The following is a 12,519-nucleotide window of genomic DNA, read 5'->3' on the forward strand; positions in this document are numbered from 1 at the left end:
TGGCGGTTCCTTTACCGCCAGGATGGCGGCGTTACGTAAGTAATGCGTAAGTCCTCAACAAAAAAACTAGACAAAAGATTGCAATCTTTGAATTAATTGCGGTGTCTGGAGTACACCTTCAATCCGATCCACTGGTTGACCATTTTTAAATAGTACCAGCGTTGGTAAAGCAGTAATATGATACTGAGACGCTAAATCCTCGTATTTATCCGAGTCGATTTTAACAATCTGGAGGCGATCCTTCATCTGAGCATTTACCTCTTCTAGAATTGAAGCCATGATCTTGCAAGGGCCGCACCAAGTAGCATAAAAATCGACGAGTACAGGCAACTCAGAGCCTGATATTAACTCATCAAAACTGTTGAACTCCTTCTTGATTGCCATAGGAAAAAACAAATTTTTTGTGGTTATGGCTCATTTTAATGCAAAATTCTTAGAGCTGACATTGTGAGGATTTTTTATGGAAGTATTGCCAGAGTCGTTACAACGCTTGCGGGGTCAAGTGGCGATCGTTACGGGCGCATCGCGGGGAATTGGTCGGGCGATCGCCTTGGACTTAGCAGCAGAGGGTGCTAATGTAGCAGTAAACTACGCGAGCTCTAATACTGCTGCGGATCAGGTGGTAGCGGAAATTATCGCTGCTGGCGGGGATGCGATCGCACTTTCCGCTGATGTCTCAAAAGTTGACCAAGTAGACGCACTCACCACTAGCGTTATGGAAAAATGGAGTCGCATTGATATTTTAGTTAACAATGCTGGGATTACCCGCGATACTTTGTTACTGCGAATGAAACTAGAAGATTGGCAAGCAGTGATTGATTTGAATTTGACAGGCGTATTTTTGTGTACGAAAGCAGCTAGTAAAATCATGCTGAAGCAACGTAGCGGCCGAATTATTAATATTGCCTCAGTTGCCGGTCAAATGGGAAATCCCGGACAAGCTAATTATAGTGCTGCCAAAGCGGGAACAATTGGGTTTACTAAAACCATTGCCAAAGAGTTAGCAAGTCGCGGTATTACTGTGAATGCAGTTGCACCGGGATTTATTACCACAGATATGACAAAAGATATCAAATCTGATGACATTTTGAAATATATTCCTCTAGGTCGGTATGGTCTACCGGAGGAAGTTGCAGGGATGGTAAAGTTTTTGGCTGCTGATGCTGCTGCTGCTTATATTACGGGGCAAGTTTTTAATGTTGATGGGGGAATGGTGATGGCATAAGTAATAGGATGATTGGATGACTAATACCAATTCTGAAAAGTATTGTTAAAATCCTAACGTTGGGTTTCACTTCGTCATTATCCGTAACGCCGCCATCCTGGCGGTATCTTGACCGCCAGGATGGCGGCGTTACGTAAAGTCTGCGTAAGTCCTATTGGTATTACCCAAAATTGTTGGCAAGGCGATTGTCTCGGCGATGGGAATACCGCCGAGACGGCAGCGTTACGTGATTTTTCCGTAACTATTACTGAGGGTTTAGTGTTCTAGACAAACTTGAAATAAGAGCCATCAAGACTGAGACTTGAAACTCCTTGTAGCTTAGCAATCAAGTCATCTGCCTGGCCTGGATTTTTCCGTAAAATGCTAGTAGAACCCTCTGATGATACCAGCAAATAATTATCCTTAAAGCCCGAAAACTGAATCGAATCCTCAGCAGAATTGAAGTCATTAATCGTAGCATTGCCATCACCCTGATAGTAGATTTTATCGCTATCTCCTAACAGGAATAGATCGGTACCAGTACCGCCAATTAGAGTATCAAATTCTCCAACTCCAGGATTAGTGGCCCCAGGATCGATACCAGCCAGAGTGTCGTTACCGTCACCGCCGTCCACAAGATCGTTGCCGCTTCCACCTAAGAGGAAGTCATTGTCTAACTGACCAAAAATGCTGTCATCCCCAGCATCACCGCCGAGGGAGTCATCATTTTTGCCGCCGTAGATTGTATCGTTGCCATCGCCACCTAGAACAACATCATTGTCGCGATCGCCAAACAAAGAATCATTACCGCTGCCACCTAAAATGCCATCATTACCTTTACCGCCGTAAACAATATCGCTACCACCTTCACCATCAATAAAGTCATTACCTTGGTTGCCAAACAGCGAGTCATCGCCATCACCACCATAGATATTGTCATTACCCCCCAATCCTAGAATTGTGTCATTACCAACCAACCCATAGAAACCTTCCGCTTTGTCTATTTCCTGTCCTAGCAAGAAATCATTGAGAGGCCCGCCACCGAGATTAGAGTCGATCGCATTAGCAATAGGCAAAGGAATAGTAGGCGTAATGACGCGGGGGCCAGGAGTCGGTGTCGGTGTCGCTGTTACCGCAGGTTTTGCCAACTCCCGCAGAATGATACTGCTAGGCAAACCAATAATCGTTTCTATGAATCCACTGCCACCAAGAGTTTCATTAGTAGGGTCAAAAAAGTTGATAATTTCTAAATCATCTTTCAGATTCAGCACACCATCTTTGTTGATATCTAGCACTAAGCTATTACCACTACGGACTAACCCAATTGTCCCTGGAGTTAGGGAAAAAGCGATGCCAGCACCGTTTAACTCTAGGCCATCAATACCGCCAGAATCTTGAATTTTGCTACCAGCGGCTTTAGTTGGATCTAACCTGTAAATATCATCTCCATCGCCACCTTGCAGGTTATCCGCACCGCCATTGCCAACTAGGGTTTCATTGCCAGAACTACCGATGATGGTATCAGCACTGGTGGTACCGATAATGACTTCAATACCAGTGGTGTTAGCGGCGAGATTGACATTGATACCTGTCGGTGAAGTCTCATAGGAAAGAGTATCAATACCAGCACCGCCAACGATGCTGTCATTACCGGAACTGCCAACGATGAAGTCATCGCCATCACCGCCATCAATGGTGTCATTACCTTCGCCGCCATCGAGGGTATCGTTCCCCTCGTCTCCCACGAGAGTGTCTTCGCCGTTGTCACCGAAGAGAATGTCGTCCCCTAAGTCGCCAAACAAAATGTCATTTTCTGTACCGCCGTCGAGAACATCATTACCAGCATCACCATCCAGGGTGTCGTTAGATTCGTACCCATTCATGGTGTCATTGCCCTCTCCTCCGATTAGTAAGTCCTCGTAAGGAGTGCCATCATCGATCTCGTTATCGCTCAAAGCTGTAGTGGGATCGCCTTTGAGAATAACTCTGCCTTGACCGTCCACGATCGCGGCACCGACGGGATTGCTCAAATTTACCAAGAAGAACTGATCTGACTCAATCGTAGAATCCAACGGAATTGAAATCCGCACTTCCTGGAAAGTTGTACCCGGTTCAAAGGTGATGGTTTCGGTGATTGGAATATAGTCGCTGCCAGCTTTTGCCGTTCCGTCTTGAGTAGAAACAGTCACAGTCACAGGTACTGTGCTGGGAGCATCAAGGCTCACTTCTATCCAAAGTGAGGGCGGAAAGTTACTTTCTGCTAAGGGTTCGCCTGGATCGTCTTCATCATCTCCCGGATTTTCGTACTCTAGAATGTTTTGCGGGATTTCGGCATTACTAACGTATAACTTCCGTTGCCCTGATATCGGAGTCGGAGTACCTGTCGGAGTCGGAGTTGGAGTACCTGTCGGAGTTGGAGTTGGAGTACCTGTCGGAGTTGGAGTCGGAGTACCTGTCGGAGTTGGAGTTGGAGTACCTGTCGGAGTTGGAGTTGGAGTACCTGTCGGAGTTGGAGTTGGAGTACCTGTCGGAGTTGGAGTTGGAGTACCTGTCGGAGTTGGAGTTGGAGTACCTGTCGGAGTTGGTGTCGGAGTACCTGTCGGAGTTGGAGTTGGAGTACCTGTCGGAGTTGGAGTTGGTGTTGGAGTTGGTGTTGGAGTTGGTGTTGGATTAGCTAATTCTTGTTTGACATTTGATAGTGTCCACACACCCCGTCCCAACGTACCTACTGTTAGCAAATCAGCTTTGGCATCGTAATTTAACTCGTGAGCAATCACATTGGGCAACCCCGTCCCAAATTTTGTCCATTGAGCTGTCGCAGCAGCATTGGCGGGAGATAGAATCGCATAAACACCTTCCAAACCTCCTACTAGAAGTCCATCTGTAGCGCCTGAGACATACTCGATTGTCTTGAGACTGTCATTGCTTAGCTTGTTGGCGCTGACCAAATCGCCTGTAATATCAGTCCAGGATGTTCCTGAGTCCAGAGTGCGGTAAACAGCACTTTTAGTAAGTACGTAGGCTTTTTGCCAATCATTCGGATCGAGGACAATATCAACAATTGATTCAGTATTGGGATTGGGGGGATAATTGGCTACTTTGGTTGGAGTAGCGCCAGCCTCCGTTCTGAGGTAGAGTTCTTTATCCGCACCGATATAAAGAACATGGGGATTGTCAACTCCCCCTGATTTGCCACCGTAGGCGATCGCTACTCCAAACAAGGAATCTGCTTTTAGCAAGTTTTCCTTGCCCAGCAAGTCCGTTAGGGTTGCACCTTTGTTGTCCGATTCGTAGACAGCTTGTGAAGTGCCGATGACCAACCAATCTGATTTAACCTTGTTCAACTCCACAGGAGTAATGAAAGGCAATTCGACACCTTCATACTGTTTGAGGTTTTGCTTAGTATTTCCTACGATGAGTTCCGGGTAAACCTTATCGACAGTAATTTTCTTTTCGGTATCGACTTGTCGATATTGAAAACCGCTCAGCGTTTGGCTGCTAGCATAGCGAATCGAGAATTTTGGGTTGCTATCGTCAATTCGGACTCTACCGCCATCTCCCCCTGCTCTTTCTTGCCACTTTCGATCGCCAAAAGCCTGTCCTTCAGAACTACCATTGTCTTGGGCCCCGACTATAATGGTTCCAGTATTGGCATCGTAATCAACTGAGTGTACTTCGGTGATTCCCACATTGTTGTTGAGAGATGTCCAACTTCCGGTATCACTTTTTGGGTTTGTGCGCTTGTAAATACCGCCGTCATCTACTTCGAGCAAGTTCCCGTCTTTATCAAAAGTCATGTTGCGAGAGTCGGCGTGAGTTGCTGTCCCGTTAGCAAACTTATCGGTAATTGGTGTCCACTTTGTGGTGTTGGTGGCTTGAGAAAAATCACCTCGAAACAGTCTGCCAGTAAAGTTAGTTCCCCCAACTGAGTTGGGAATGCTTTTCCCATCTTCATCCTGTTGTGGATTCGGTAATGTCTGCGAATCCCCCCCCGCGTAGACAATGTTGGGATCGTTCGGGTCAGCTATGAAGGAAAAGTGCGAGTTACCCTGTTTGCCTGGGTGGAGGCCCACGGTGGTTTCAGGGCCGGATTGAGCGCCTAATTTTTCTACGGTAGTGGGCGAGTCCATTTTTACCCAAGTAGCACCGTTATCTGGCGATCGCCAAATGCTATCGAGTTGTGAGTTATTCACGACACCTGCATAGATTGCTGTGGTTCCGTTTTTTGAGTGAACCGCTATCCTGAAATTGTCGGTTTTCTCTCCTATTCCTGTAATATTGCTGGTGATGTTGCTCCAGGTTGCCCCGCTGTCGGTACTGCGGTAAATGCCGTCACCGAGTACAGTTACATAAAAGTTTGCAGGATTGCTCGGATCTTTCGCCAATTCTTGAAAAGCACCTGTTGGCAGTCCGGCTGTACCTGCGATATTTCTGAAAGTAGTGCCGCCGTCTGTACTGCGGAACAGTCCTGTAGTGTTGCCAGCGGAAGCTGCCATGATAGTGTTGCCTTGGACAGCGACGCTGGCAATACTTGTATTAGTGAGCGCTGTACCGCCAATCGGTGTCCAGGTAGTCCCGCCATCGGTAGTCTTGGCCAAGCCAATCAGTTTGCCACCGACTCCAGCAAAAGAACTGAATCTACCTATTCCTGCTACTAGAGTATTGTATTGTGTATCGGCTAGGTCAAGGTCGAGGGCAGTGACGGACAAGGAATCTAGAGTGTCTGTAGATGTTGTCCAAGTGCTTTCTGTAGTGGCATTTGTCGTTTTCCAGATGCCACCATTGACACCACCAACCCAGATGATATCTGGATTTTCTGGGTGGGCTACTACCGATCGAATTGCTCCAGCCTGTTGTTTGATGGTTGTAGTATTGATGGGACTGGGCCCTTGTTCTTTCCATATTGCAGTCATTTGATTTTTCCCTGCTATGTTTTTTCTTCGGCTTGATGTGCTTGAATCTGCTTGCATCGTTGAGAGGGACTGTACCACATAAATCTGTCTTAAGGTTGATTTAATTACGATCGCAGATAGAATTTTTAAAACAAGTTTGCAGTTCTAATCGTCACAGGATGTGCAGTTAACTTGTAATTGCTCCCCATCTCCCCCCCTTTTTCCCTAGTCCCTAGCCCCTAGCCCCTAGCTATACTTAACCTTCGAGCAGCGAGTCAAACCGTTCTTCAGAGCTGATAGCCTGAAAATCCAACTCACTTAAAGCTAACTGCCGATAAACATCAGGAGCAAATTTTATAGCCTGTTCCAAATTATCAATTGCCAATTCTACATACCCAAGCCGCGCATAACAACAAGCTTTGTTGTAAAAAGCATCAGCAAACGCGGGTTGAATTTCCAGAGCTTTACTGTAGAAATCTATTGCCTCCCAGTAATAACCATTTTCCGCTAACTTTACCCCTCGGTTGTACCAACTTAAATAGTCATTTACTAGCAAATCAATTTCTATTTTTAATCTCTTATTCCCTTGAACTAAGCCGCCTAATTTTCCCCAAGCAACTCCCCGTTCATACCAAGCTTCGTAATAGTTAGGTCGAAGATCCAGCGATCGATTAAAACTAATAATCGCTTTCTCATAACAACCTAGTCCCTTAAGTGCAAGCCCTCGTTTGTACCAAGCTTTAGCATCTTCTGGGTTGAACTCGATCGCTCTCTCAAAACTGTTGAGCGCCTGTTCGTAGCAGTTGAGCTGCAATAGCACTTTACCTCGGCTGTACCACGCCCAACTAGCGTCTGGTTGCAATTCTAGACAGCGCTCAAAGCAGGCGATCGCTTTATCACAGCGCCCTAAATGAATCAGTGTTAGTCCCCGGTTATGCCAAATATTCGGGGCGCTAGGATTGAATTCTAGCGCTCTGTCAAAGCTGTTTAGAGCTTCTTCATGGCGACCTAAATTGCCCAAGGCGATCGCCCGGTTGTGCCAGCCAAAACTCGCGATCGGTCGAAATCCCAGAGCCCGATCGAAACTCGCCAGCGCTTCTTGATGGCGCTCCAAATTCCCCAATGCCATACCCCGCCCAAACCAAGATTTATAATCGTCTGGCTGTAATTTCAGAGCTCTGTCAAAGCTATCAAGGGCTTCATCATTGTTGTTCGCTTCGAGGTGACGCGAGCCGAGATGGTAGAACCACGCTGCTTCCATGTTTTGAATTAGGTTCACAACTGCAACATCTATCTTAAGGATGATTCTATCCCAAACTATCTATGAAATTAAACCGTAATTTCACGGAGAAAGAGGGGCTAGGGGCTAGGGGCTAGGGGCTAGGGAAGATGGGGGAGAGGGGAAGAGAATCAATGGTTTTAGACATAAGCGAGTGTCCTAACCGTCTTAGCGGTTGCTATATCAATAAATGAACTATGCTAATGGTGTAAGTCTACGCGCGATCGCCCTCATTAATGACTGCAATCCAATCAGATATTGACATTGCCCCATTTATCGACCACGCCCTGCTCAATCCGGCTGCTACGCCAGAGCAGTTGACAAAGTGCTGCGAAGAAGCAGATAGATTTCAGTTTGCAACAGTCTGTGTATATCCTTTCTACGTGCGTGAAGCGGCCATTCTTCTACACGGTAAAAACCCTAAAGTCTGTAGTGTAATTGCCTTTCCTACGGGAGCAACAACGTCAACAGCGAAACTTTATGAAGCCCAAGAAGCCGCAGAAAATGGCGCGGCTGAACTCGATGTTGTCATCAATTTAAGTTTATTAAAAGCTGGAAAAACGGACGAATTACACCGCGATATTGCCGAGATTTGCGATGAAACTGGCTTAATTGTCAAAGCAATTTTAGAAACAGCGCTACTTACTGAAGCGGAGAAGCGACTGGCGGCGGAGATTTGTATGGATGCGGGTGTTACCTATCTGAAAACTAATACTGGTTTCTATGGCGGGGCTACAGTTGCAGATGTGAGCTTACTTAATGAACTTGGGAAAGGGCGAGTGGGTATTAAAGCATCAGGAGGAATTCGTACTTACGAGCAAGCTGTAGATTTAATTGTGGCGGGTGCGACTCGTTTGGGGACTTCTCGCGGGCCTGATTTAATTCGCGATCGGAATAAGCAGTTAACAGTTAAATATTAAAACGAATCACAACCGCCTCTGCAAGAACGGGGAGAAGTCAAGCTTAAAACGTTCTTACCTTATAAAGTAAGGTAGTTGCGAAGCCCACAAGCCGTCAATTTTTGCAATCAATTCATTTCCAGACCAGAGAAACGTTTGAAAACCTATTTCTTGGGACTCAATATTCACACCAATAAAAATTACGTCAGTTTGGGGATTGAAGTTAACAATTAAGGCGTAATCATTATCACCATTAGCTGAGTACCAATTTCTTCCGTTGTCACCAATATAAAATGCGTTCGATCTGGCGTTAGGGTTGCCAGTTAAAGTATCTACCTCATCAATCAATGTCGTGTTGCTGTCTGTACCTTTGAGTAAATTTAGACCCGTACCACCTTCTAGAACATCGTTTCCAGAACCACCAAAAAATCTATTAATGCCGTTTCCACCAGTGAGATAATCATTACCCTCATCACCATAAATGTTATTAGTCCCATCTCCTGCATCAATGATGTCAATTCCAGCCCCACCTTGAATTGTGTCATTACCTGTGCCACTAAGGATAATATCATTACCCTCCTCACCAAGGATGAGATTAATTCCATTTCCGCCATCAACGGTGTCACCTCCAGCCCCGCCGTAGATGGTGTCATTACCTGTGCCAGCATTGACAAAATCATCCCCGTTACCAAGAGAATAAGTATGGTTGCCGTTGTTGTTGTAATATTTCGTAAAAGGCCCGCTTTGTGTGAATTGATCGTCTCCGTTAGTCCCATAGATTAAGCGATCGTTGGTTCCGCCATTAAGCTTAGCTGCCACTAGAAACAAAGGATTATTTTGAGCATCAACCGGAATTACTCCTTCATGCACTTGAACAGAGTAAGAAGAACCCCCTTTATAGAAGTTTGGTCGAAATTGATGATCGGCCTGGGTGTCATCCAGACCCAGAATATTTGTGGCTAAACGAGAATTGCCGTTAGGATCAGTTGCCACTAATTTTGTGTAGGCGAGCGTGACAGCCGCGTGTTGATCGGTCAAAGGGTTACTGAAGTCAAACAGGAAAGATTCCTTGGCAGTTCCAGCTTGAGTTTCATTTCCTGCTAAGCTACTAATGCCATTGAAACTTCTTGAAGTCGCCGCACCAAGGTCTAAGCGTTTGATTGGGTCTGGAGTTCCTCCATTCCTTGCATATCCATTTGATAGGTCAGTATCGTAGCCATTAGTTCTATCGTATGGACTCGTGGGCCAAGCGGCAGTATTTGATGCTGGGTCAAGGGCTATAACCGAACCTACTTGACTCCCGTAGGTAGTATTGAAACTGGCAGCAATTTCGCTGGCAAGGTGAGCACCCAGACTATGACCCACAATATTGAGTGCTGCGGCTGGCATTCCCCACTCAAGAGCAAGTTTTTCTCGGACTGCGGTTGCCACTGGGGTAATCCATGAACCAGACCTGTAAAGGTCTCCTACAACGACCCCTGCTGGTCCAAAATTGAATATATTGGTTCCGGTCACTTCAGTCCAGTCAAGGGCTAAAACTGTATCGTCTGGGTTAGCATCATCAATGGATGTTGCCAGAGTTGTATCATAATAATCGGCTGGTTCTGTGAAACCAGGAAGCAGGAGCCATACTTTTTGACCAGTCCACTGATCGGCTGAGGGAATGCCGAAGGGCGCAAGAATATTGATTTGACGCTGACTTGGATCATTTGGATCATTAAGATTGTTAGGTGGTCTCTTAGTTTCGCCACCTGTTACCGGAAACGAAGTATCGATTACTGCCATCATCCATTCCTCTCAAGTTAGGTTAGTAAAAATTATTAAGCTGTTCCGCGTTTAAATTGCATAATTTGAAAAGAGGAAAAAATCGCTGTCATCCTCTCCGAGAGTTCCCCTGCACCCAGAGATCCCTCAACAATTAATTGAGAGGCGTAACAACTTAGTTGCTTGCCTTTCTTGAGTTTCTCCACAAGTGAGCCGCTCCTAAGCCCAAAAAGGCCAACAATGAAGCCAATGGGGAGGCGTTCTCCGGTACAGTCGGAGGAGGAGATTCGTTAATTTCTAAGGTCACAAGCCCGTCACCTTTAACAGCTCCATCTCGCAAGACGAAAATAAATGCCCTGGGATCTCCAAACAGAAATCCGTTCTTTCCACCCCAAATTCCCCCATCATTTCCCGGAGCAACTTGCATACCAAATTGACTGGGAACTCCATTCTCGAAACCCAAAACAGGAGCGTCTGGGAATTCGCTATCATCACTGGCCGTATAGGTGACAGGAGTTAAGCCTGTAGCAAAGTCCAGGAATCTAAAGTTCAGAGATAGCAGTCCCGGACGAGCTTGATAGTCACCATCATTCATGACCAGGAACTCCGTACCGACTTTAGTCAGATGTGTATCGTCGTAGGAAAAGTCACCCGTGTAGACACCCGCAAATTTCGGATCGTTGACGTACTCGGCCTCGATTTTGACTTTGATTGTGCCTGTGATTGTGGCTGCCATAGCTGGAGACACTCCTAATGTGGATATCAAGTATGTCCCAAGGATAGCGGGTAGCGCATATTTTATTGCGTTCATTAAATTTTGCTATTACTTAATGTAAGTGAGTTATATTAAGGCTGAGGCTAGCATGAAAGAATTTCAATGTCTACACTAAAAACTTAAATTTTATATGAGTCTTTTTTCTAGTTGATAATCTTTATTATAAAAAAAAACTTATTAGCTTGGTGTAAAGATTATTAATTGTTTGCCTTAAAATCAAATTTATATAGCGTTATTTTTATACATAAACGCGATCGCGTTAACTTAGTAAAAATTATTAGTTTTTTCTCTTTCTCGACTTTCTCCACAAGTGAACTCCACCTAAGCTCAAAAAGGCCAACAATACGCAAAGAAACCGGGTTTCTCAGACAAATCTAAGATTCTCAACGAGATATCTACCAAGAAACCCGGTTTCTGACCTCCACGTGCGATCGCAGCTCCCCACACCCTACAATGAATTAAAAGAGCAACGAACAACTAACAACGAACAACGAACCACTAACAATTAACAATTAACAATTAACAATTAATGAATCGAACATACAAAGCAACTGGAATCAACCTCAAAAGTATGCCGATGGGCGAGCATGACCGATTGCTGACGATTTTAACGCGAGAATTTGGCTTAATTCGAGCCGTAGCGCCCGGAGTTCGCAAACAGCGATCGCACTTAGGCGGTAGAAGCGAATTATTTGTAGTTAACCAATTACTAATTGCCAAAGGGCGATCGCTCGATAAAATTACCCAAGCAGAAACAATAGAATCATACTCAGGACTGAGCCGAGACTTAGGAAAACTAGCATCAGGTCAATATCTCGCAGAATTGGTACTAACTCAAGCCCTTTCCGAACAACCCCAAGAAGAATTGTTTAGCCTGCTCAACGAACACCTCAGCCGCCTAGAGCGCTTACCCCGCAAAACTGACAGCAAAACAGTTGTTGCTCATCTAGCGCACGGCATTTTTCATCTATTAGCATTAGGAGGAATAGCCCCCCAAGTGCAAGTCTGCGGAATCACCCAGCGCCCCCTGAACCCCAATTTTACCGATCCAGACTGGCAAGTTGGATTTAGTATCTCCGATGGAGGAACCATTAGTTTATCTCAATTAGCTAGTTTAGAAATAAAGCAACAAGGGAATGAGAGTATAGAAAAAGAACTATCAGAAAACTCCCCCCGCGTTCTGCCCATACCAGAGCGCTTACGAGCCCGCTATCTGCAAACTACCCAAGGGCGATCGCGCCGACAAAGTACCAAAATCAACGCGGCGGAATTAGCCATTCTCCAGCAGCTAGCTTTGCCTGAGCTGCCTGAATCTAGCTATTTCTCCGATTCTGGCGAATGGGCCGCCGTCGAACGCCTGTTGCGCCAATACGCCCAATATCACTTAGGCTGCTCCATCCTCTCTGCGGCATTGATCGATACTTACGTAGAAACCGAAAATTACGTTTGAAGATGCTAGGGACGTAAGACAATTAAAAATAGTAGGACTTATCCAAAACTATCCGTAACGCCGCCATCCTGGCGGTAACTTTACCCCCGTAACGCCGCCATCCTGGCGGTAACTTTACCCCCGTAACGCCGCCATCCTGGCGGTAACTTTACCACCCGTAACGCCGCCATCTTAGCGGTAACTTTACCACCCGTAACGCCGCCATCTTAGCGGTAACTTTACCACCCGTAACGCCGCCATCCTGGCGGTAACTCGA

Annotated in this window: 8 protein-coding genes; 3 read left to right on the forward strand and 5 right to left on the reverse strand. The window is 45.8% G+C overall.

Annotated features, from left to right (window positions below):
* Window positions 1-66 precede the first annotated feature (66 nt).
* Complete coding sequence (gene trxA, locus PY364_RS22095) at window positions 67-384, reverse strand: thioredoxin (RefSeq protein WP_275526316.1); 318 nt, start codon at window positions 382-384, stop codon at window positions 67-69.
* A 76-nt stretch (window positions 385-460) separates the two neighbouring features.
* On the opposite strand from trxA, the gene fabG reads away from it, so the two are divergent.
* Entirely contained in the window at window positions 461-1,225 is a 765-nt protein-coding gene (gene fabG / locus PY364_RS22100) for a 3-oxoacyl-[acyl-carrier-protein] reductase (protein WP_275526318.1), read from the forward strand.
* A 263-nt stretch (window positions 1,226-1,488) separates the two neighbouring features.
* Here fabG and PY364_RS22105 read toward each other — a convergent pair whose 3' ends face one another.
* Both PY364_RS22105 and PY364_RS22110 read right to left on the reverse strand, forming a co-directional pair.
* Window positions 1,489-6,117 (reverse strand): Calx-beta domain-containing protein, encoded by a 4,629-nt coding sequence (locus PY364_RS22105; protein ID WP_275526320.1) that lies wholly within the window; start codon window positions 6,115-6,117, stop codon window positions 1,489-1,491.
* A gap of 235 nt (window positions 6,118-6,352) precedes the next feature.
* Window positions 6,353-7,357: a tetratricopeptide repeat protein gene (locus PY364_RS22110; protein WP_275526322.1), complete on the reverse strand. Its 1,005-nt coding sequence runs from the start codon at window positions 7,355-7,357 to the stop codon at window positions 6,353-6,355.
* A gap of 254 nt (window positions 7,358-7,611) precedes the next feature.
* Between PY364_RS22110 and deoC the strand changes: the two genes are divergently transcribed.
* Window positions 7,612-8,295 carry a deoxyribose-phosphate aldolase gene (gene deoC / locus PY364_RS22115; protein WP_275526324.1) on the forward strand — a complete coding sequence of 228 codons (684 nt, stop codon included), beginning with the start codon at window positions 7,612-7,614 and terminating at the stop codon, window positions 8,293-8,295.
* A 54-nt stretch (window positions 8,296-8,349) separates the two neighbouring features.
* On the opposite strand, the gene PY364_RS22120 is transcribed toward deoC, so the two are convergent.
* Both PY364_RS22120 and PY364_RS22125 read right to left on the reverse strand, forming a co-directional pair.
* Entirely contained in the window at window positions 8,350-10,062 is a 1,713-nt protein-coding gene (locus PY364_RS22120; RefSeq protein ID WP_275526326.1) for a hypothetical protein, read from the reverse strand.
* Window positions 10,063-10,213: 151 nt separating this feature from the next.
* On the reverse strand, window positions 10,214-10,774 hold the full coding sequence (locus PY364_RS22125; RefSeq protein ID WP_275526327.1) for a hypothetical protein: 561 nt from the start codon (window positions 10,772-10,774) through the stop codon (window positions 10,214-10,216).
* Window positions 10,775-11,342: 568 nt separating this feature from the next.
* Here PY364_RS22125 and recO point away from each other — a divergent pair.
* Window positions 11,343-12,263, forward strand: coding sequence for a DNA repair protein RecO (recO, locus tag PY364_RS22130; protein WP_275526329.1), 921 nt, complete (start codon window positions 11,343-11,345; stop codon window positions 12,261-12,263).
* Window positions 12,264-12,519: the final 256 nt, after the last annotated feature.

This window comes from Kamptonema sp. UHCC 0994 (assembly GCF_029167235.1).
Classification (GTDB): Bacteria; Cyanobacteriota; Cyanobacteriia; order Cyanobacteriales; family Microcoleaceae; genus Kamptonema.

What these genes read in the sequence shown, in the direction of transcription:
- trxA (WP_275526316.1), bottom strand. Translation starts at nt 384, where the DNA reads ATGGCAATCAAGAAGGAGTTCAACAGTTTTGATGAGTTAATATCAGGC.
- fabG (WP_275526318.1), top strand. Translation starts at nt 461, where the DNA reads ATGGAAGTATTGCCAGAGTCGTTACAACGCTTGCGGGGTCAAGTGGCG.
- PY364_RS22105 (WP_275526320.1), bottom strand. Translation starts at nt 6,117, where the DNA reads ATGACTGCAATATGGAAAGAACAAGGGCCCAGTCCCATCAATACTACA.
- PY364_RS22110 (WP_275526322.1), bottom strand. Translation starts at nt 7,357, where the DNA reads ATGGAAGCAGCGTGGTTCTACCATCTCGGCTCGCGTCACCTCGAAGCG.
- deoC (WP_275526324.1), top strand. Translation starts at nt 7,612, where the DNA reads ATGACTGCAATCCAATCAGATATTGACATTGCCCCATTTATCGACCAC.
- PY364_RS22120 (WP_275526326.1), bottom strand. Translation starts at nt 10,062, where the DNA reads ATGATGGCAGTAATCGATACTTCGTTTCCGGTAACAGGTGGCGAAACT.
- PY364_RS22125 (WP_275526327.1), bottom strand. Translation starts at nt 10,774, where the DNA reads ATGGCAGCCACAATCACAGGCACAATCAAAGTCAAAATCGAGGCCGAG.
- recO (WP_275526329.1), top strand. Translation starts at nt 11,343, where the DNA reads ATGAATCGAACATACAAAGCAACTGGAATCAACCTCAAAAGTATGCCG.